Source organism: Streptomyces sp. SID12488, assembly GCF_010548275.1.
GTDB lineage: Bacteria > Actinomycetota > Actinomycetes > Streptomycetales > Streptomycetaceae > Streptomyces.
Genome location: NZ_JAAGLT010000058.1, coordinates 1 through 21,119, shown reverse-complemented (window position 1 = coordinate 21,119; position 21,119 = coordinate 1). Strand labels below are relative to the sequence as shown.

Sequence of the window (21,119 nt, the reverse complement as noted above, 5' to 3'; positions counted from 1 at the left end):
CGAAGCCGGCCGCGCCGATCAGCGCGGCGACGAACAGCCGACGCCGGGTCGGTTCCACGCCGGGCAGCAGCGTGAGGACGTACAGGAGCAGGAGAAAGTCGGCGAGGACCGCGACCGCGAACGCCGCTCGGCACCAGCGGCGAAGGCGTTCCAGGCGGCGAGGGTGGCCGGGTCGTCTGCCCGCAGGCGGCCGGTGCTGTCGAACGGCCAGCTCTGCAGCCCCTCGTGGGCGCGCAGCACGAGTTCCACGTCCCGCCCCGACAGCGCCGCGGTCTGCGAGGCCGCGTACAGGGCTCGTCCGAGGAGTGGAACGCCGTCACCGTCGGTGGCGGAAGCAGCCCCGATGTCGGCCGCCAGCCAGAGCTGTACGGGCCCGGGACCGTCGCCCTCCTCAAGACCGCGGGCCAGGGCGGTGGGGAGGTCGGCCAACTGGTGCCGGGTCCAGTCCCGTTGGTCCTTGTCCGGCCGGCCGTTCAGTATCGAACGCAGGTCGTGGACACCTGGCTGGGGGTTCGGCCGGGTGACACCGTGGCCCAGCAGATCCTGTTCGGCCAGCCGGACGGTGGTGCTCCCTGCCACGTGGCGTTCCGTACCGGCCGGATCGGTGACCGTGATCACCACGTCGACCTCGGTCTCGTAGGTCCGCAGGCCGCCCTCCTCGGGGGCGGTGGTGGTGCCGGTCTTGAGCCATTCGCGCCGGGTGTTGGTGGATCCGGCGGTCTGGCCCCGCTCGACCGGTTTCGGCGCGGTCAGCGACGAGCCGAGTCCCACCAGGTGGTTCTCGGTGCCGCCGTCCGCCGTGAGGCTGGTGCTCCAGGACAGGTTGGGCAGGGTGGCGGTCGACGTCGACGAGGCGACGGTGGTGGCGTTCTGCCGCAGCCGGTCCAGGGTGACGTCACGGCTCTCGGTGACCGGGCGCGGGTTGTAGACCCTGGTGGTCACCGTCGTGGTGGCCTGATGTCCGCCCTCCTGGGGCCAGGCGCCCGGCATGACCTTCGAGTCGGGGCGCACGATGTCGACCTGTCCGAGCCGGATCAGTTCGCCGAGCCGGGTGGCCGCGTGCTCCTCCGAGTCGGCGTCGGGGACGATGCCCTGGCCGCGCAGGCCAGGGTCAGCCAGTGCCAGGGCCTCGCGCAACTGCCTCTGACCGTCGAAGCCGTAGACCACGACCGGTTCGGACGGGGTGAGGGCGGGACCGGAGAACGCGCCGGTGGCGGTGGAACGCCCGGCCGCCGGGTCCTGGTCGTGGAAGGCGAACGGTTCGGCGTCCGGGCGCTCCACCGGCTCGGCCGGGGTCTCGCCCGCCACGAAGCGCAGGGTGTTGCGGACCGTGGTGAGCTCCTGGGTCGGCGTCCGGCCGCCGAAGGTGGCGGCCAGCCAGCTCGCCATGTCGGGGCTGTCGCCCCACGACACGATGCCGCCCTGCAGGAAACCGCCGGGCAGGTTGAGGGGCCACTCGCCGAGCGGCGCCGAGCGCACGGTGCTGGTGTAGTCGTAGTCGACCTCGAAGTCCGCCACGTTGTCGTTGCGGAGCCAGAAGCGGTCCTCCCACGTGGTCGACGTCGTACTGCCCCGGCTCTGTCTGCTCCCGAGGCCCAGCGACGGTCCGGTCCGGTCGGCCACCAGGGCGTCGCCGGCCCGGGGGTGGCGGGTCAGCAGGCCGAGCGAGCCGTTGTTCTGCCGGGTGTGGGTCTCCCCGCGCGAGGTGGTCGTCGGGGCGTGCGCGGGCGCGTTCTCGATGCCGGTGCCCGCGACGGTGGCCCGGCCCCTGACGTTGCGCAGCCCGGCCGTGTCGGCGTGCGGCGCGGCGGTCAGTGAGACCTCCACGAGCCGCGCGCCGCCCGCGCCGTTGTGCACGAAGTGGAACCGCTGCGCCTCCCTCGGGCCGCGCCCCGGCAGGGCGCGCATCGCGGACTGCGACGTGTGGTCGGCGATCCGGGACCGTACCCCAGGGACGTACGCGGAGTGGCCGGGGACGGTGGAACCGGGCGCCTCCAACTCCACCTGCCGCAGCAGCTTCTCGTACAGCGCGTTCCCGGCGGCCGGCACCTCGGCCGCCGATCCGTCGCCGGGCTCCCGGTCCGGGGTGACGGGGCGCTGTTCCAGGGGTACGGAATCCAGGACCGCGCCGAGCCCGAGCCGGCCCGTGCGGGCGAACCGGTCGGGTAGGGCGGGCGGCGGAACGTCGGCCTCGGGATGCGGCGACTGCCGTACGGCGTCCAACGCGGGGATGCCTTCGAACCGCGACGGGTTGCGCCTGACCTGCGCCTCCGTCACCAGTACCTCCAGGGCCTGCGGCAGCTCCAGTGCGATCGACGCGGTGTCGCCTGCGCCGATGCCGACCAGGTTGCCGAAGGCGTTGCGACGACCGTGCCGCACCGTGACGACGAAGGTCACGTCCGAGCGCAGCCGGTGCTCCTTGTTGTCCTCGGTCGGGGTGCGGCCGGTGGCGGTCGTCGAGCCCAGCGTCTCGGACTGCTCCGACGTGCGCTGGTGGCTCAGCGAAAGGGCCGGCGCGACCATCGAGTTCTTGCTGGTGTCGAGGTTGTCCTTGACGACGCGCCGGGCGCTCAGGGTTGCGGCGACCCGGGCACTCCCCGAGGTCTTCACCTGGTGGGACGTCGAACTCGCCGCCGACACCCCGGTCTCCAGATACTGCTCCATGTCACCTTGGTGGCCCGGGGTGCTCGCGTACGCCCGCAGTTCCACCGAGAACTCGTGGTCGGCGGCCATGCCCGGCAGGGTCAGCCCTTCGATGACGTAGCCGCTGCCGAGGATCTGGTGGGCCCGGCCGAGCAACTGGGCGGGGCTCAGCGCGGCGCGCAGGGCCTCCGCCGCCAGGGTCCGCTGGTCGCCGGCGGCAGGGCCGCCCAGTTGGTCCGAACCCCAGGTGGCCGCGGTCCCCACCGTCTCGGGCATCGCCGCGGCGAGGGTGTCCCTGAGCGACTGCCAGGCGGTGCGCTCCGTGCCGTCCGCCGACGGGTCCGGTTCCGTGGGGCCGACGATGTCGTCGAAGGCACTGATCAGGTTGTTCGAACCGGCGAACACATCGACCACGGCGTCGCCCGGGACGCGGAACACCCCGTTCTTCGCCGAGTCGTCCGCGCCGACCGCCAGCAGGTCCAGGTCGGTCTGCCTGACGGACCGTTGGTTGGCGGACGGGCTCTGCCGGGCGGCAGGGAGGCCCGGCTCCGGGCTCGGCTCGACTGTGCGGTGGTGCGGCACCGCGACCCGCAGTGTCCCGGACGTGCCCCTGGGGTGCCCGTCGGCGGGTGCCGGGTTCTCCACGTCGTGCTCGGGCGCCTGTGCGTCGGGCCCGTCGTCGGCGAAGCGGGTCAGCGGGGTCCGCGGATCCGCCCCGTACACGTCGAGGCTGAGACGGACCGGCACGTCGAAGACCTCGGCGGCCTGGCCGTGGTTGCTCAGCGTCAGCTGGTCGTGGCCGAGACCCGACGACGCCGACGAGACATCGGTCCGCCGGTACTCGCCCGTCAGGTCCGCGCCGCCGCCCAGCCAGGCCGGCGCGTTGTCGACGGTGCCGCTTCCCGCGACCCCGCCCCCGCCGTACACGCTCCAGGCCGTCGACTTCTGCTGGTTGCCCGGCGCGTTCATCGACACCAGGTTGATCATCTGTACGTCGGGCAGCGTCCGGACGTGCCGCGAAGGGAGGTCCGTGTCCCGTACGGCGGTCAGCCGCACCTGGACCCGGTCCGCCCCGGTCAGCGACGGCCGGTCGAGCCACAGGGCGTACCCGCCGTCGACCATCGAGTCCATCGCGGCCCGTTGCCCCACCGACGTCCTGGCCTGCTGGAAGCGCCGCAGATTGGCCAGCTGGGCATGGGCCTTGGCCTCGTTCAGCGCGTTGGGCAGCCTGCTGGGCTCCGGATCGGCCGGCGGCAGGTAGCCCTGCTCACGCAGCCATGTCTCGGCACGGTCGAACATCCCGTCGGTGCCGTCCACCCCCAGCGGCGTGGACGACACACCGATGCTCCGCATCTGCTCCAGCGCCGGCGGCAGCCCGCGCAGCTCCTCCGGAGCGTGGCCGACGGCGGTCTCGACGGTCGGCACCCGAAGCCGCAGCCCGTCCTCCCAGAGACCGAAGTCGTGCGATTCCGAACCGCCGCGGGCCCTGACGAACTCCACGGTGTACGTCACGTCCGCCGTGGTCAGCAGGTGGGCGGCGCCGGTCCTGACCGAGTGCTGGAGGGTCGCCCCACCGCCGGAGCCGAGCGACCGGGACGTCTGGAACGATCCGCCGAACCGCCCCGTCGGGCCCCCGGTGCCGTTCGGCGCGGCACCCTTCTCGGGGTGCTCCGACGTCATCGGGAAGGTGGCCGAGCCGTCCGCCGTGACACCACTGGTGACCTGGGTCGAGACGTCCACCTTCTGGGCGTGCGAGAGATGGCTCTCCATGTTCACCTTGCCGGGCACACTGCTGCGCAGCGGCGTGCCCGGTACGACATGAGCCGTGATCTTCAGCATGCCGACGGCGTTGCCGTGCGGGTCCAGCAGGACCGGCGAGTACATTCCGTCGCGCAACAGCGGCATGCCGCCCCGGAGTTCGGACTCCGACAGCATCGTGTCCACCGCCTGCGCGGACTCCGTCGACAGACCGGAGAGTTCCCCGGAGAAGCGGTCGCGCACCTCGCGCGCCAGACGCTCCGGATCGGTGAGCGAGTCGACGCTCCACAGCGGCAGTTCGTCCAGGTCCGCCGGATGCTGGTCGGGCCCCGCGAGGTGGTCGTCGGAGGCGAGGTGCTGCGGGAACCAGATGTCGATGGTCCCGGCCCGGTCGCCCTTCTTCCACCCCAGGTCCCGCAGTGGGATGTCCTCGCCGGTTCGGTCCGGCGTGTCGGCGGCCCCGGGCGGGGCGTCGCCGGTGTTCCCGCCGTTGTCACCGTCCCCGCCATCGACCCGCAACAGCCACGAGGCGTCGTACGCGAACCGCTGTGACGGCTCGTTGCTCCGCTGCGAGGAGATCACCTGCACGGTGTCCGTGACGCTGGTGGTCCCCGACTGCTGATTGTGCGTCAGCGACAGCTGAAAGGCGCCCCTGGCGGCCGGCAGGGGAAGTTTCCCCACCGGGAAGGTGCCGCTCCACCCCACCGGAATGACCCGAGTCGTGGAGGATCCGCCGGTGTCCGCCATGCTCTGCGACGCCATCGCACGCCGCTCCAGGCGGTGTTCGGGCGGGGCCGCGCCGTTCTCGCCGATCCGGTCGGAGCGGCCGGCGAAGTCCAGCGACAGCCGGACGTCGACCGTGCGCTGCACGCCGTCGACCGGCACGGTGATCCGGTGTCCGTGCCCGCTCAGCAGGGCCGGGAGGTGTTCCTCCAGTTGTTCCGGCGCCAGCTGCCGGTCCAGCGCGGCGGTAGCCCGCGGGTTGTCCTCGCCGGTGTCCGCCAGACCCAGCTCCGCGGTGATCCGGGCGCGCAGGTCGGCGATCGTCCCTGCGGGAATCGGCCCGGTGCCCGCCAGCCCGGGCGCTCCGGTGCTGGTGGACCCGAACTCGCGCACGTATTGCGCGGGTTCGGGGTCTTCGAGGTGTGTCGGCGCGGTCCTCCAGCGGTCGTCCACCTCGTCCGGGGGCAGTTCGTCGTGGGTATCCCGCGGCGCGTCCTGCTCCGGGGTCCTGCCCCGGGTGTCGGTCTCGCCCGTCGGTGCGCCACGCAGGACGGCGGCCTCGGCGGCGCGTTGTGCCTCCCGCTCGCGCAGCGGGGCCACCTGCTGCCGGACCAGCGTCTCCGCCTCGGCGCGCCGCGCCCGCACGGCGTCGTCCCTGGCCTGCCGCGCGACCGCCTCGACCTCCGCCGCGGGCACCTCCCGCACGTTGTTGCCCAGCATCGCGTTGAACGCGCGGAGGTTGCCGTGGCCGATGCCGATGTTGTGGTGGGTCTTCTCCTCCCTCACCGTGTCGACGTCCTGCTGCGTCTGGAAGTTGGCGGCCGGTCCGGTGCGCAGCCGCTCCTGGTGGACCAGCGCGGAGGTGGCGATGTCGTACGCGCCCGAGGCCTGGTTCGGCTTTCCGTGCTTCTGGACGAAACGCCAGTAGTCGTTCCACGGGATCTCGAACTCCAGGACGACGTCGGCGTCCGAGGAGGCGTTCTCGTTGGTGAAGGAGCTGGTGTGGGAGAGGGAGGTGGTGAAGTACTTGCGGTACTCGTCGCTGCGGTTGTAGTTCATCGCCGCGGTCATCCCGGCCGCGGTGCTGTTCGCGCCGCGGATCTGCGCGGCCTCGACGGGGGACATCTTCCGGTAGAGCCTGATCGGCTGATTGCCCGCGTGGGGGATGGGCGTGGCCGTCGAGGAGTGCCGGTCGCTGAGTTCGGCCAGCTTCCGGTGCAGGGTCTCGACCTGTTGCTTCACCTTCACGTTGGACGCCAGGACGGGGTCCAGCGTCTCCTGGTCGGCGGCGAAGGCGTAGTAGGCGTTGTTGAAGTTCCCGTGCTCGTTCTGCGTGTCGAAGTGATCGAGGTACTCGTTGTAGTGCGCCTCCATCGCGTCGGCGGTGATCTTCGTCGCCGGCTGCCGAGCATCCGGGGGCCCGTGCAGGGGAGGCGTCTGGTTCCCGTTGCCGGCCCTCGCCGGTGCCACCGGGTCCGTCGGGTTGGTCGGGTCGGTCCCCGGGCGCCGGTCCGCCGCGGGTTCGGTGTCCGTCGCCGGGTGGCCGGCCGAGGTGTCCGGCTCGAGCACTTCCATGAAGTCGCGGAACGCCTCGTACCTCGCGTTGTCGGCCGCGGTGGTGGCGACGGGGTTGGCGGGAGAACTGTGGACCGTGCCGGGTTCGGTGCCGTACAGCCTCTCCAGCAGTGGCCGCAGGTCGGGTTCGTGCTCGCGCACCCACGGGGCGCCGTTGTTGCGGGGACGGCCCGTCATGCCGTCCTTGCCGTGGTTGGTGCCGAGGTAGGCGTTGCTGGCCTGGGCGAAGTATTCGTAGGCGTCGGTGGAGGAGTAGTTGTCCGCCGGGTCGCCCTTGAGGTTCTGCCGGACGCCGTCGGGCCACTGCGCGGCCGGCCCCTGGCGGAACTTGTTCCGGTAGGCCCGGTCGATGACCTCGCGGTCGGCGTCGGTCAGTCCCTGCATGTGGATGAGGTGGGCGATCTCGTGCGTCGCGGACGAGTAGCCGTCGGGCTGGTGGGCGGCCGGCCCGACCGGGGTGTCCTCGCCGAGGAGGTTCTCCTCCGGTATCGCCGCGGTCAGGGTGGTCGCCGCACCGCGCAGGTCGTCCGCCGACCGCCCGAGGTGCTCGTCGGTGGCCCCGTGCAGGGCCGCGAAGGAACTGACTCCGGTCAGCGGGACGTCCTGGGGCAGCACCACGACCGTCGCGCCGGACAGCAGCAGCCGGCCCGTCACCTCCGGGTCCCCCAGCATCCGTGCCACCTGGGCGTGCGCCTCGTGCCGCGCGGAGACGGGCCGGGACGACTCACCGGGTACGACGACCAGCAGACGGGCGGCGACCCCCGCGAACTCCGCCGGGGACAACGACGTCCGCAGCCCGTCCACGAACGGCCGGTGCGAGGCCAGCCAGCGCACGTGCTCCGGGCCCATCAGCGTGAGGGCGTCGGTCAGGTGGCCGACCGGCATGCCGAGCAGGCCCGCGACCAGGTCCGCCGACGCCGACGGCTCGACGGCCCCGGTGACCAGGACCCCGTCACCGGGCTGATGGACGGGGTCCATCCCGAACACGTCGCTGTCGGCTCTCCCGGCCGGGTCCCGCGCCCCGGGTTCCGTTTCACCGTCGGGAGCGGCGTGAGTGTCGCCGGTCCCCTGTGCGGCCCTCTTGGCGGCTCGAGCCTCGGTCTGCCGCCGGATCTCCGCCGCGGCCTCGTCGGCCCGCTGGTCGACGGCCTGCGCGACCCGGGGGGCCCGGTCCGCAGCAGCCGCCGCGCGGGCGTCCCGCACGGACTGGTCGATCTCCCCCTGCTCGACGACGCGTACGGGTCCGAGGTACTGGACGAATTCGTCCACATTGCCGGGCCCGATACCGATGTTGTGGTGGGTCTTGTCGGCGTGGACCGCGTCGACCTGCTGGCGGACCGTGAAGTTGGCGGTCGGTCCTACGACCAACTGCTCCTGGTTGAGCAGCGCGGAATCCGTGATGGTGTACGCGCCGGCCTGCTGGTTCGGCGTGCCGTGCGCCTTCACGAACTCCCAGTACCGCTTCTCCGGGAGCCGGAACTCCAGGACGGTCTCGGTGTCCGTGGCGGCGTTGGCGTTGTGGAAGACGTTGGTGTGGGAGAGCGACGTGGTGAAGAACTTCCGGTGCTGCGGAGTGTCGTGATACGCCATCGCGTTGACCAGCCCGGTCTTCGGCTGGTTCTGATGACGGATCTGATCGGCCTCGACCGTCGACATCTTGCGGTAGAGCCGCATCGTCGAGTCGCCCGTCGACGGGATGGGTGTCGGCCGTGCGGCCTGGTCGGCCCGGATCGCCGTCAGGTCGGTGTGCAGGCCCGTCGCCAGTGCCACGAAGGCCGGCTTCCACGCCTGCGCGCTGTCGAAGAACTGCTGGTTCTCGACGAAGTCGGCGTAGGCGCTGGTGAAGTCGGGCGGCGTGTCGTCGCGTTCGGTGTGCGCGGCGAACGCGACGAGGAAGTTCTTGATCTTCTCGCGGGGGGAGGTCGCAGGTCCTGCGGTGGTCATGGGCGCGGGGTTCGACGACGCCGAGCCCGAACCGGACGCGGTGCTGCGGGAGTTGGACGCGGTCGGCGCCGCGTGCCAGCGGATTTTCCGGTCCGGGGGAGTGGACTTCGTCGACCGGAGGTCAGCGGCCGGCGCGGTCGTTGTGCCGTCCGTGTCGGGGCCGGCCTCGGTACGTCGTGGGCGACCGCCGGGTGCGTCGGTCGCGGTCCTTGTCGTCGGCCCGGCCGGTGGCTCGGACTCCGGCCCGCGCCGTCGTACGTCCGGCCCGGGACCAGCCGGGTCTGCCGGGGTGACGCGCCCCGGAGAGACGGAGGCAGAGGCGGCTGCCGCGGTCCGCTCGGGAGCGGGCGCGGCCGGGGTGGACGTGATGGTCCGCACGGCCGATGCGGTGGGGTTCCCGGTCGCCACGGACGGGCGGGCCGCTGTACGTCCGCCGGTGTCAGCCTCGGTGCGCACCGGTGTGGCGGCCCGGGACGTTCCGCCCCCGCTCTGGGCGGAGTTCGTACCGCTCGCCGGTGCCACGGACCGGGCGGCGGCGGAGGATGACGACGGGGAGGAGGGCGACGACGCGTTCGAGGTGCCGGGCTGTCCCTGCCGCGTGCCGGAGGCCGTGTCGGAGCCTGTGTTGGATCCGGGGCCGGCGGACGTCTGGCCCGGAGCCGGCGATGCCGTGCCGGCCGACAGCGGCGTCGTGGCGGAGTCCTGGCCGTCCTCGAATCCGTCGAGCCCCCTGCCGGACGCGGTGCCGGACGCGTTGCCGGGCCCGCCGCGCTGCGCCCCGGAGGCCGTGCCGGAACCCGTCGTGGTCGTGGTGCCGCCCGCCCGGGTCGCCCCGGCCGAGGCCGGGGCTCCGGACGCGGACGTGGTCCTGCCGGAGCCGGTGGCACCGCTCTGGCCGGCGGACGCGCCGCCGCGACCCGGGGACGTCGCCGCGGCCGTGCCCCCCGCGACGACTACGCCCGCCCCGGACGTGCCCGCGTCGGACGTGCCCGCCTCGGTGCCGGCGCGGTCCTCCGGCGACCCGCTGCCGTTCTTGGTGGAGGACCCGGCGCCGTCAGGGGCGTCCGCACCCTTGGTGGTGGGGCCGTCGGCCACAGCCGGAACGGGGGGCTCCGCCGACTTGGCGGCGTCGGTGAGGTCGTCCAGGCCGTCGGGGAACCCGCCGAGTTCGGGTATGTCCACCTTCTCCGGACCGTCGCCGTCGGCACCGCCGATCGCGCCGCCGACGAACCCCGACGCGAAGTTCATCCAGGCTTCGGAGTCGTCGCCGAGGAGAGCATTGGAGACACCGCCCTCGATCACACCGGTGACGCCCTCGATCATGCCCTGGCCGATGGCCGACTGGCTCGCCCGGGGAGTGAAGCGTCCGGCGGCCCCCACCACCAGTCCGCCGACCACACCGCCGATGACACCACCCTTGACCGCGTCGAGCGTCATCTCCTTGTCCCACGACGTCCGGTCGCCGCGGAGGATCTGGATGGTCTGGGCGACGGCGTCGAGACCGACCTCGGCCACGACCTCACCCAGGATGCTGAGGAACAGCCGCCGCATGATCTGACGTACGGTCACCCGGCCGGCGGCCACGATGCCGGGCACCGCGGCGGGAGCCACGACCAGCCAGTGCGCGATCTCGACGGCCATCAGGATCATCTGCATGATGATCATGAGCTTCGCGTACTCGATCTGGAGCGCCGAGTCCTTGGCGGACTTCCCCAGCTGGTGGGACGAGGACGACATCTGCGGCAGCGTCGTCCGCAGCCGTCGCATGAAGTGGGTGAACTCCGATGCCGCCGAACCCGACATGCTCTCCAGCACCTGGCCGACCACCGGGCCCAGCTGGTTGGACAGATGCGCCAGCCGGGTACCGGCCTCCTGCAGCCGGGCGGCCACCTGGCGCATCTTGTCCTCGTCGGCCCTGGGCCAGTTCTCGCCCACTGTGATCTGGGCGAGCCAGTTGAGCCCCGGCGGCAGCATCAGGCTCATGTGGTGCGGTGCCCCCCGGAGGACGACGTGTCGGTGGAGAGGTCACCGTTCAGGCCGCGCAGGCTGTCGATGTTGTCGTCCTCGGTGGCGGTGAAACCCTTCGCCATGGTCTCGATGCCGTCGGCGGAACTCTCCAGCACCCGTGCCAGGTCGCGGCCCGAGTCCAGCAGGTCGTTCTTCGGACCCACCCACTGCTGCGCGAACTCCTGGCCGATCCTGTCGTCCCCCCAGGGCTGGTGCTGGGCGTCCACGCCGCTGTCGAGGGTGGAGATGATCGAGGCCAACTGTGCCGCGGCGGCCCGGAGTCCGGTCGCACCCGCGCCGATGCCGTCGGTGTCGATCGAGAGTCGTCTACTCATCGCGGCTGTCCTCCGCCCGTGCGGGCCGGCCACTCTCGACGTACGAGCGGACCGTGTCCGGCATACGCGGATCCTCGGGCAGGATGCCCGTCAGATCGGCCTTCCCGCGCAGCAGTTCCTCGGCGTCCAGCCCCTCCGGCAGACCGCCGGCGACCATCGAGGCGACCTCGGCGATCGCCTCGTCGCGGGCCTGGCCGACGGTCGTCATCAGGACCTCGGCAAGTTCGGCGGGGGTCAGCCTGCGGTACGCGCCCGTGGGGAACTCCACGGACAGCAGCTGTCCCTGCGCGCCGACTGTCACCCGGACGACCTGCCGCGAGGCCGTCACCGTCACCGCGACCTCGTTGATGCTCCGCTGGAGGTCGCCGAGCCGCGCCCGCTGGTCCTGGTAGTCGCGCAGGAGATCGTCGATCTCGTCGTCGTAGGGCGTGGTCACGGCGTGTTTCCTGCTTCCTTCCAGGGTCGGTCACGGTGGCCCGGCCTCCCGGGGGGACGGGAGGCCGGGCCACCGGGTGATTGAAACCCGGCGCTCACCGGGGACCGCCCGGTGAGCGGCCGGAAATGACCGCGCGTACACCGTCCTTTGCCCCGGTGGGGCACTCCGTGGCTCAGCCCAGCGACGACATGTCGTCCCGCCGGGCCCCCCACAGGTCCCCGTCCTCGACAAGGAGATCCGCCGAGGTCCGCTCCGCCTGCTCCGCGTCGTCGGGTTCCCCGGCCATCTCGGGTTCCGGTTCTGGTTCCGGTTCGGGCGGGGGTGTGTCGTCGCCGCCGCAGTGCAGCGGTTCCCCTCCCGCCGGGGTGGGCGGCGGCCCGGGAGGAGGTGTTTGGCGGGCGGTGGCCGGCTGCCAGGTGGTGTACTCCGGGTCGGGGTCCTCGCCCAGCGGCCCGAAGTTCTGCCCGGGGGGTGGTGCGCCGGGCTCGGGAGGCGTCCACGCCCTCTCCTCCGCCGAGCTGAGACCGTCCCGGTCGCGGTCGTCGGTGCCGTTGCCGCCGGCGAACGGCCGGAGCAGCGGCAGGAACGAGGCAGTCGCCACCTCCCACATGCTGGTGTCCTCCGTGTCGTCGGCCTGGGGAACCAGCGCGATCCGTTCACTATCCGCCGAGCCGTGTGCCGCCCCGTCCGTCCGCGACCGGACCTCGTGCTCCTGGGTGGCTCCTGCAACCGCAGTGGCTCCGGCCGGTTCCGTCGCTCCCGCCGCGTGCGTGCCTCCCGCCGAGGCGGTGGCCATGGCCGGCGCCCCGGCAACTGCAGGAGCAGGAGCAGGAGCAGGAGCAGGAAGAGGAGTTGAGGCTGCGGCTGCAGTGGCTCCCGGCGATGCCGTTGCTCCGGCCGACGCCCCGGCTCCCGCTGATGCGGTGGCCCCCGCCGGGGTAACGGCCCCGGCAGTGGGCTCCGCCGACGCGCCGGCGTTCTGCGCGCGGTGCGGGGCGGACGCGCCGGCGCCCGGTGCCCGACCAGGGACCACGACGGGCATCCCCGTGGTCGCGACACCCGGCGGCGCCCCGTCGGGTGAACCGATCTGCTCGTCCGTGCCGACCGGTGCCGCCCCGGCCTCCCAGTCGGCGGCTTCGCCGCTGACCAGTCCGGCCGCGTCGGGGCGTTCCGGCGCGCCCGAGCCGCTGCCGGAACCGGCACCTGCGGCGCCGGGGAACATCGGCATGGGCATGGCCGGTACGCCGCCGATGCCGGCGGTTGACGTCGTGTCGCCGGACGGCGCGCCCGCCGGGGTTCCGGAACCGATGTCGACGCCGTCGACCGGCAGCCCGGTCCCCTCGGCGTCCTGCCAGGGAGCGGCGTCGCTGCTCAGGAGACCTGCGGCGTCGGGCCGTTCGGCGCCGCCCTTGGCACCTCCGCCCGCGCCGGAACCGGGCATCATCGGCATCATGGGCATGCCGCCCATACCGCTGCCGGAACTCTCGGTGGATCCACCGCCCAGGACGTCGCCCAGGCCGGCCGCCTCCGAGCCGGTGTAGTCGGCGGGCAGGCCGAGACCGCTGTCGTCGGTGCCGGTGAGGCCGCTGTAGTCGGCGGCCGGGTCGGTCCACATGGACGGGTCGGAGAGCCCGGCCGTCGACGAGTCCCAGCCCTTCAGGCCGCTGCCGGAACCGAGGGACGAGGTGCCGAGACTGCCGGGGAACGAGCCGAGCCCGCCGATCCCACCGAGCCCGCTGGTCCCCAGGTCGCCCAGACCTCCGGTGCCCAGGTCGCCGAGCCCGCCGGTGCCCAGCGAGCCGTCGCCGAGACCGGGGAAGTCCGTGACACCCCCGGTGCCCGGGTTGAGGACCGAGTCGAGGTCGGAGGGATCCAGGCCGCTGCCGGTGCCGAGGCCGCCCCCGAAGGGGTCGGCTGACCCGCCGGCCAGGTCGTCGGTGCCCAGCCCGCCGGTGCCCAGCCCGTCCGAGCCGAGCCCGTCGGTTCCGGCACCGCCGGTGTCCGGCAGGCCGGAGCCACCCGTGTCCGGAAGGCCGCCACCGCCACCGCCGCCACCGTCGTCGCCGGTCCCGCCTCCGCCGTCCGGCAGGGGTTCGGGGACCGGCGTCTCGGCCGTGGGCGCGATGACGTTCTCGATCGTCATCTTGTAGTTGGCCGCGAGGTTCCGGATGACCGTTCGCATGTCCCGGGTCATCAGCGCGACGACCTCGGGCTTCGAACTGACCACGATCAGCCCGTTGGAGGTCCGTCCCGCCCCGAGCCGGGCCGCCTCCGCCGCGTACCAGACGTCGATGTTGTGAATGTTGACGCGGGCCCGGGCCAGGTTGTTGCCGTTGTCGGTCAGTTGCTTGGGCACCGAGGCCATCCCGGCACCACGGGACAGCACTGCCGCGTTCGCCTTCACCTGCCGGGAGAACTGCTTGGTCATCGCCAGGAACGCCTCGGCGGACGCGCCCTGCCAGCCCCGGTCGTCACCCGCGAGCGCGGTGGACTGCTGCTGGAGACTGATCGAGATCATCTCCAGGGTCCGCTGCACGAAGTAGAAAGCCCGCGCCGTGGTGCCGAAACTCGCCGGATCCGAGATCTGTGCCATCTCGTTGCTGTGGTCGGAGCCGGGATCGACCGTGGTGGCGCCGTTGATGGCCGCCGCGATCTGCTTCCAGCTCCAGTTGTCATAGTCGTGCTCGTTGCCGCCACCGTCCGGGTTGCCGAAGAGGGTGCCGTCGTTGGTCTGCGTCAGGCCCCCGGTCGGGTCGTCCTCCGCCATGCTGTTCCGGTCCTGCCTTCCTCGCTCTGTGCGGTCCTTGTGCCGGGGGCGGCCGGTGGGGCCCGTGACCCGGGCGCGGCACGCCGCGAGTCACCGGACCGGCACTGTTCGGGTCGGTCGGATCAGGTGGAGACGCTGCCGGTGTCCTCGACCGAGCGGTCGAAGAAGCCGGGCACGCTGGTGAGTTCTTCCTTGATCCGCGCGGCGTCGATCGTGTTGTCGGCCTCGGTGTTGTCGTAGAGCTGGGCCAGCGTGTCGATGCCCGTGGCGAGCGCGCTCAGGCCGTACTGCAGGTCGACGAGGACCTTGAGGAAGGCGGGCTTCAGCCCCGAGCCGTCCGCTCCCGTGACGTCGAGGCGCATCTGGTGGGCGACGTAGAAGCCCCCGGGCGCCAGCGTCACCGGGTCCAGCGTCTCGTGCGCCTTGCCGGCGGCGGTCTGGAGGGTGCGGATGTTCCTGGCGAAGAGCCGCATGGCGGCGGTGTTGACCTGGGTCTCACCGGACTCCGAGTGGGACAGCGCGATCGGCGGCGGTACGGGGCTGTCCACGGAGTACGTCACTTCGTTGTACGTGGGCGTCTGGTGATTCCACTCGTGCACACCGTTGGTGGTCGTGGTGTTGGAGGTGGACGGGAGGTATCCATCGCCGGTGTTCTGCTCGTCCGGCGAGTCGGCGTCCAGTTTCGCCACCGGGTCACACCTCCCACATCTTGCGGCCCTGTACCTCACTGGTGCCGTAGTTGGCGTTGATGCCGCCCAGCGAGGTGTGCGCCCTGACCGCCTGATTGACCATGGCCGCGGCGGCGTTGTCCCAGCTCAGCTTGCAGACGTTGTACGACTCGCGCGCCTCGCTGGTCCACTCCGCCAGGTTCACGGTGGTGTCCTGGGCGAGGCTGTCGAGCATGGTCTTGATGTTGGTACTGATGGAGGACATCTCCTCCACCACGGTGCTCACGTTGGACATGTTCACGGAATAGGTGGACATGGATGCCTCTCTTGCTGCCGGTGGGGGATACGGGGGCGGGGCGCGAGGCTCAGAAGCCGGGCAGCCCGGACAGGGCGGGCGCCTCGGCGAGTTCCGCCGCGAGGGAGGCCGCCTCCTGCTGGGTGATGTCGTGCGTCTGCGCGTACATCGCGGCGTTGGTGTCGAGGCTGGCCTGCATATTCTCCAGTGCCGTGATCACGGTGCGGAAGTTGGCGAGCCAGCTCTGCAGCGCGTTCCCGTAGACCGACGACGCGTCGCCGCTCCAGTTGCCCGCCAGGGTGGAGACCTGCTCGTACATCGCCGAGTAGGACCGCATGGCTGTGTCCCGTGCCCCCTCGAAGGTGTTGCTGGCCCTGATCATGCCTTCGACCGATACGGACGTCTCGCCCGCCATGAGCTCTCCTTCGTTGGTTCGGTGCCGACGTGAACAGCGCGGTCAAGCGCGTGTTCGGGCACCTGCTGCGTCGTGTTACCCGGCCATGCTGTCGGCCCGGGGAGGTGACCCCGATTCCCCACCGGCCTTGTTGCCCCCGCCGCCGTCGATCTCTGCCCCCGCAGGGCATCCGCCGCCGGGACACCGGGGCGTGGCCGGCCGGCGGATCACACCCGTACCGGTATGGCGGCCGTGCCGGTGGGCACCGCGGCAACCGCCTCGGCGGACACCTCCCGGCGACCGGCGACCGCCGACACCCGGTCAGCGAACAGGCGGGCGCCGAACACCCCCAGTGCCGTGGGGAGTTCGGCGGCCCGGATGTCGACCGCCTGCCGGGCCGCGGCGTCGAGCACATGACCCAGCCGCAGCAGCCGGCGCACGGCCAGTTCGGCCAGCTCCTCGGCCCTGTACGGGGCCAGCCGCAGGTACTCCGAGAAGCAGCCGGCCAGGGTGCTGCTCTCCTGCGGCAGCGCCCGCAGGTCGTCGTCCTCGCCGGAGAGCAGCACCACCACCTCGGGTGACCGGGCCACACAGCCGGGCAGCGCCTCCAGAACCGCCGTACGGCCGGCGGCGGGCCGTGCGGAGAAGGGGCGGTCCCACTCCAGCAGCAGGACCCCGCCGGCGGCCTCCTCGAAGAGCGACGACGCGTAGGCGGCGGCCTGACCGGGCCAGCCGTCGGGGACGGCCGACAGCGGCACCGGGTGCACGGTCCCGGTCGGCAACAGCCCCTGCTCGGCCAGCATGTGCCCGTAGAGCGCGGCGACCGCCCGGCGACCGCTGCCAGGGGGGCCCGCCAGCACCACATTGGCCAGTCCCGACGTCGGCTGCCCGCCGGCGCGCAGCCGGGCCAGACCGGCCACCCGGGCGGGCAGCGACTCGCGGATGCCGTCCAGGCCGACGAGCGAGGCGAGTCTGCGGTCGGCGCGCTTTCCGGGTGTCGACGAGGCTGCCCCAGCCGGGGCGTCATGGTCGTCGCCCGGTACGAGGTCGACGTCGTCCTCGGAGAGCCGGCTCAGCTCGGTGTCGCGGCTCGGCGGGTTCGCCGCGAGCCGGGAGGCCTGTCTGCTGATCATCGACTCGAACACCTTGCGGGCGATCCGCCCGTTGCCGAACGTCGGCCCCTTGGGGACGAGTTCGAAGTACCGGGTCAGCGCCTCCAGCGCCCCGTCGCTCATCTCGTAGTAGTGCTTGTCGCACAACCCGCGGACGATGGTGACCAGTTCGTCCACGCTGTAGTTGGGGAAGGCGACGGTACGCGAGAACCGTGACGCCATACCGGGGTTGGACGAGAGGAACTGCTCCATCAGCTCGGAATAGCCCGCGACGATGACGACGATGGAGTCCCGGTGGTCCTCCATCAGCTTCATCAGCGTCTCGACGGCCTCCTGGCCGAAGTCCGGCCCGCTGCCCTTGTTCTGGTTGGTCAGCGTGTACGCCTCGTCGATGAACAGCACACCGCCGACAGCCTTGTTGAAGACCTCGGTGGTCTTGATCGCGGTGCCGCCGATGATCTGCGCCACCAGGTCGGCCCGGGACACCTCCACGATGTGGCCCTGGCTGAGAATCCCCAACTCGGCCAGGACCGCGCCGTACAGCCGTGCCACGGTGGTCTTGCCGGTACCCGGTGGACCGGCGAAGACCAGGTGCCGGCTCATGGGCGGCATCGGCAGCCCCATCTCCTGGCGGCGCTTGGTCATCTGGTTGAGGTTGATGAGACCGGTGACCTCCTGCTTGACGCTCTCCAGCCCCACCAGCGCGTCCAGGTCGGCCAACGGCCCGGTGCCCAGCGCCGGCCTGCTCTCCGTCCCCGCGGCCGACGGGTCGTCGTGCGTCCCGCCGACCCCGCCCTCCTCCGAGGCGGCGCGGCCCCGCCGGGGAGACTGCTCCTCGGCGCGGGGCGCGGCATGCGGCGCGGTCGTCCCGTTGTCACGGATGTCGCAGCCGCGGACGCTGACCCGGTCCTCCGGGGCGAAGCGGATGCCCTCCCCGGCGTTGCCGGTCACCGTGCAGCCGTCCACCTCGGCACCCGCCGGACCGCGCAGGTCCATGCCGTGGCCGCCGCTGCCCGAAACCCGGCAGTCGGACGCCGTGAGCGTGCCGCCCTCCAGTACCAGGATGCCGTCGGTGCCCGCGCCCGTGATGCCGGTACCCCGGATCCCGGCGCTTCCGCCGGTACCGACCAGCACCCCGCAACCCTCCAGGACCGCGGACTCCATGACCGCCCGCGCCCCGGCGTCCACCGCGATCGCTGTACTGTCGCCACCGGGCCCCGAGACCCGCAGTCCGGTGAACCGTCCGTCGGCACCGTCGGTCAGGGTGATGCCCGTACCGTTCTCCGGCACCTCGATCCGGCCGCCGTCCAGCACCAGCGAGGACTCGCCGTCGGCGCGGACCGGACGGTTGCCGCCACCGGAGACGGTGAGGCTGTCGAACGACGCCGACGACTTCCCCGACGCCACCACCGCGTGCTGCGAGGCACCCCGGACGGTCACATTGCGGAACGCCGGTGCGCTGCCCGAGTCGACCACGACACCCAGCGGCGCCCCGTCGATCTCGCAGTCCTCGACCACCGGCCGGGCCCCGCCGGTGACCTGCAGCCCGTTGTGCGCCGCCCCGGTGAGCGCGCAGCCACGCAGAACCGGCCGCGATCCGCCGGCGATCTGGACCGACTGGGCGGCCGAACCCGAGAACGAGCAGTCGGTGAACACGGCCGCCGCGGTGCTGGTGAGATACGCGTCCAGCGAGGCGCTGCCGGTGACGGTGACCTTGCGGAAGGCCGCCCGGCCGTCCTGCTCGACCACCACGGCGGGCTTCGCGCTCCCGCTGATCGCTGTGTCCTCGACCACCGCCTCGCCGTGGCCGTTGACACAGACGCCGTTGCCGCCGGACTCCTCCAGGGTGCAGCCGCGGACGGTCAGCCGGCCGGCCTCCGCGACGACCACCGCCGACGAGCCGACCCGGGAGACCTGCGACGCCTCCAGGGTGTTGCCCGCCGGGGACGTCACCACGACGCCCGCGCCCCCCGGGTTCTCGACCCGGCAGCCGCGGGCCACCAGCACCCCGGTCTGCCACGCCAGAACGGCCGTCCACCCCGCCCCCGACACCCTGCAGCCGTCCAGCACCGCCTCGCCGCGCCGGACCTCGACGACCGGGGCGTCGGTGTCCGTCCCGACGATCACGAGCCCGGACAGCTGCACCGCCTCGGCGTCGACCACGACGGTGCTGCCGCTCGCCGACACCACCTCCACGCTGCCCGCCTCACCCTCCGCGCACAGCGTGACGGTCCGGCTCAGCCGCAGCGACTCCTCGTACCGGCCGGCGGCCACCGAGACCACCGCCCCGTTGACCGCGTGCCGCAGGGCCTCGGTGATCGAACGGTGTGCCCCCGGACGGTTCTGGGACACCACCAGCGTCTGCCTGGTCACTGTGTCGTGTCCTCTCCAGGCCCGTCGGGGCCGCCTGTACCGCTGATGACCAGACCGGGAGCATTGCCGAGCGGCTTTCGCTCCCCGGTCTTCGCCGGGCGCCGGATGAGTTCGGCCTTCTCCAGACTCGCCAGGGCGATCGTGTCGAGAGGCACCGGACGGGTACTGACCCGGCCGTCCTCCGAGATCTCCGAGGGCGACAACTCGCGCAGCAGGATGCTCGGCCGGTCGCCGCCCGTCACCCGCAGCACCTTGAATCCGGTGCCGGGCAGGAAGACCACCCGGTCTGCCTCGTCCTGAACGATCAGCGCGGTGCGGCGCGCGGTCATCGACCAGACCAGGAAGTCGACCGGGCCCGGCCCCTCGGGCGGTTCGTCCGTCCGGGTCAGGTCGGCGACCTCCGGGCTCCCCGCCTCTGCGGTCCCGGCCGGCGGGGGAGCGGCGTCGCCGGCGCAGAAACCCCACTCCATGACCAGCCGCCGGCCCCGGTACCACTCCCACTCGGCGGGCGTCAGGGCCGCGCCGACCCGTACGGGCCCGCGGTAGGACGGCAGTCGGCGCAGACCGGCGGCGACACAGCGGGCCAGCGGCACATGCGGACCGGGGATGCCCGCGGTCACACCCGCGTCGAGCGAGGGTGCCCCACCGGAAAGGTAGAGCTTGACCGCGACCAGATCGCTCAGTGCCTCGGTACCACCCCGGCCGGACTCCGTCCGTAGACCGGGCAGTTCCGACAGCAGCCGCGAGATGGACCCCGCGACGGCGTCGAACGGGGTCCCCAGGGTGCGTTGCAGCCAGGCGCGTTCCTGGTCGATGCCCCGCTCCGGGGGCACCGCGCAGGCCGCCGCCGACGGAACCGGCTGGACACGCACCGCGGACTCCGGCCCCGGCAAGGTCTCCTCCGGCGCGTCTGCTTCCGGCGTGTCGTCCGCCACGGCTGTCGGCGCCTCGGGCGTGTCCTCGGCCGACAGTGCCTCCGGCGCGGGTGTGGCCGTGGCCATTGCTACGGGCGCCGGGCTTTGCGGGGCGGGCGCCGGGCCCGCCGGGGGCACGACGATGTCCGTAACGGGTCGAGGGAGGCTCACGCTGGCGGGTGCAGGGGAGGACTCGAGCCGGATGCGTGGCGCCGCGGACGCCCTTGACGCGGACGGGGAGGCGGGAGCGGAGGACGCGGATACGGCGGGGGACGCGGGGGCCGGTTCTGGCTCCGGCAGGGGCCGGGTCGCCGGTGCGGTGGACACCCCTGCGGTGTCCGGGGCGGGCTCGCCGACGGTCCCGGCCGGCGGCTCTGTGTCGTCCGAACCGTCCGAACCAACTGCCGTCTCGGACCCGGTGCTTGTTGCCACTTGTGGTGCGGCGTCGCCGGCGGGTGTGACGCCCGGTGTGGGCGGGCCGGCGGCCCTGAGCGGTGCGGCGGGAGGGGCGTCCCGGACGTCCTGGACGGCGGGCGCGGTCACCGGACCGGCCGGGACGTCGAGGCCGCCCAGGGTGACCGGGACGTCTGCCGCGATCCGCGCGTTCGGTACGACGGGTGGGTCCGGGGTCGTCGGGCCGCTCTCCGGGGCGGGGTCTCCGACGGCCGGAACGGACCGGCGTGGGGCGCTCGTCCGGGTGTCCGGCGGTCCGCCTGCCGGGGTGGCAGTGGTGTCGGCGCCCGCCGCCCCGAGGTGGTGCTGCCTGCCCGGGCCGGTCGTGCCGGGTGGTACGACGCCGGGGAGGTCCGGTGCTGCGGCGGGCGGGCCCGCGATGGTGGAGACGGGTGTGCCCGGCTCGGCCCGGTGGGCATCCTGGGGTCCCTGAGACGACGTCACCACCCGGGCGGCTGCGGGAGCCGTCGGAGCCAGGGCGGTAGGCGCCGCAGGAGTCTCCGTGGGCGCCACCGCCTCCGGGGTCGCGAACAGCTGTCCACCGACGGGAAGTTGTCGCCCGACGGGGCCGAATGCCGCGGTACGGGCCGGTGCCGTGGTGGGGGTGGGTGCCGTGACGGCCAGGGGCTGTCCGGCGGGGAGCGGTGCCGTGGCCGGGGCGGGTGCTGCGGCGGCCGACGACTGCCCGGCCGGGACGGGTGCCGCTGCCCGGGCCCGCGCCG

General features: G+C 72.8%; 8 protein-coding genes and 1 pseudogene. All 9 read right to left on the bottom strand.

The annotated features are described in order from the left end of the window. Positions 1-18: 18 nt before the first annotated feature. Entirely contained in the window at positions 19-10,626 is a 10,608-nt protein-coding gene (locus G3I56_RS41860; RefSeq protein WP_164418658.1) for a hypothetical protein, read from the bottom strand. Next, complete coding sequence (locus tag G3I56_RS41855; RefSeq protein ID WP_164418656.1) at positions 10,623-10,985, bottom strand: hypothetical protein; 363 nt, start codon at positions 10,983-10,985, stop codon at positions 10,623-10,625. The genes G3I56_RS41860 and G3I56_RS41855 overlap by 4 nt, the downstream gene beginning before the upstream one ends. Next, positions 10,978-11,421 carry a YbaB/EbfC family nucleoid-associated protein gene (locus tag G3I56_RS41850; RefSeq protein ID WP_164418654.1) on the bottom strand — a complete coding sequence of 148 codons (444 nt, stop codon included), beginning with the start codon at positions 11,419-11,421 and terminating at the stop codon, positions 10,978-10,980. The genes G3I56_RS41855 and G3I56_RS41850 overlap by 8 nt, the downstream gene beginning before the upstream one ends. Before the next feature lie 172 nt (positions 11,422-11,593). Then, positions 11,594-14,188 (bottom strand): hypothetical protein, encoded by a 2,595-nt coding sequence (locus tag G3I56_RS41845; RefSeq protein WP_164418652.1) that lies wholly within the window; start codon positions 14,186-14,188, stop codon positions 11,594-11,596. Positions 14,189-14,310: 122 nt separating this feature from the next. Next, positions 14,311-14,877 (bottom strand): hypothetical protein, encoded by a 567-nt coding sequence (locus G3I56_RS41840; RefSeq protein ID WP_164418650.1) that lies wholly within the window; start codon positions 14,875-14,877, stop codon positions 14,311-14,313. A 4-nt stretch (positions 14,878-14,881) separates the two neighbouring features. Then, positions 14,882-15,172, bottom strand: coding sequence for a hypothetical protein (locus tag G3I56_RS41835; RefSeq protein WP_164418648.1), 291 nt, complete (start codon positions 15,170-15,172; stop codon positions 14,882-14,884). Positions 15,173-15,221: 49 nt separating this feature from the next. Beyond that, the gene (locus G3I56_RS41830) at positions 15,222-15,566 is read right to left on the bottom strand and encodes a WXG100 family type VII secretion target (RefSeq protein WP_164418646.1); all 345 of its coding nucleotides are present in this window, start codon (positions 15,564-15,566) and stop codon (positions 15,222-15,224) included. Between the two features lie 206 nt (positions 15,567-15,772). Beyond that, positions 15,773-19,030: a right-handed parallel beta-helix repeat-containing protein gene (locus G3I56_RS41825; protein ID WP_164418644.1), complete on the bottom strand. Its 3,258-nt coding sequence runs from the start codon at positions 19,028-19,030 to the stop codon at positions 15,773-15,775. Continuing rightward, positions 19,027-21,119: pseudogene (locus tag G3I56_RS41820) on the bottom strand (hypothetical protein); the annotation flags it as partial. The gene G3I56_RS41825 and the pseudogene G3I56_RS41820, both read right to left, overlap by 4 nt.

Bases quoted from the DNA above. Each gene is read 5' to 3' on its own strand.
- G3I56_RS41860 (WP_164418658.1), bottom strand. From the start codon at position 10,626: ATGAGCCTGATGCTGCCGCCGGGGCTCAACTGGCTCGCCCAGATCACA.
- G3I56_RS41855 (WP_164418656.1), bottom strand. From the start codon at position 10,985: ATGAGTAGACGACTCTCGATCGACACCGACGGCATCGGCGCGGGTGCG.
- G3I56_RS41845 (WP_164418652.1), bottom strand. From the start codon at position 14,188: ATGGCGGAGGACGACCCGACCGGGGGCCTGACGCAGACCAACGACGGC.
- G3I56_RS41835 (WP_164418648.1), bottom strand. From the start codon at position 15,172: ATGTCCACCTATTCCGTGAACATGTCCAACGTGAGCACCGTGGTGGAG.
- G3I56_RS41830 (WP_164418646.1), bottom strand. From the start codon at position 15,566: ATGGCGGGCGAGACGTCCGTATCGGTCGAAGGCATGATCAGGGCCAGC.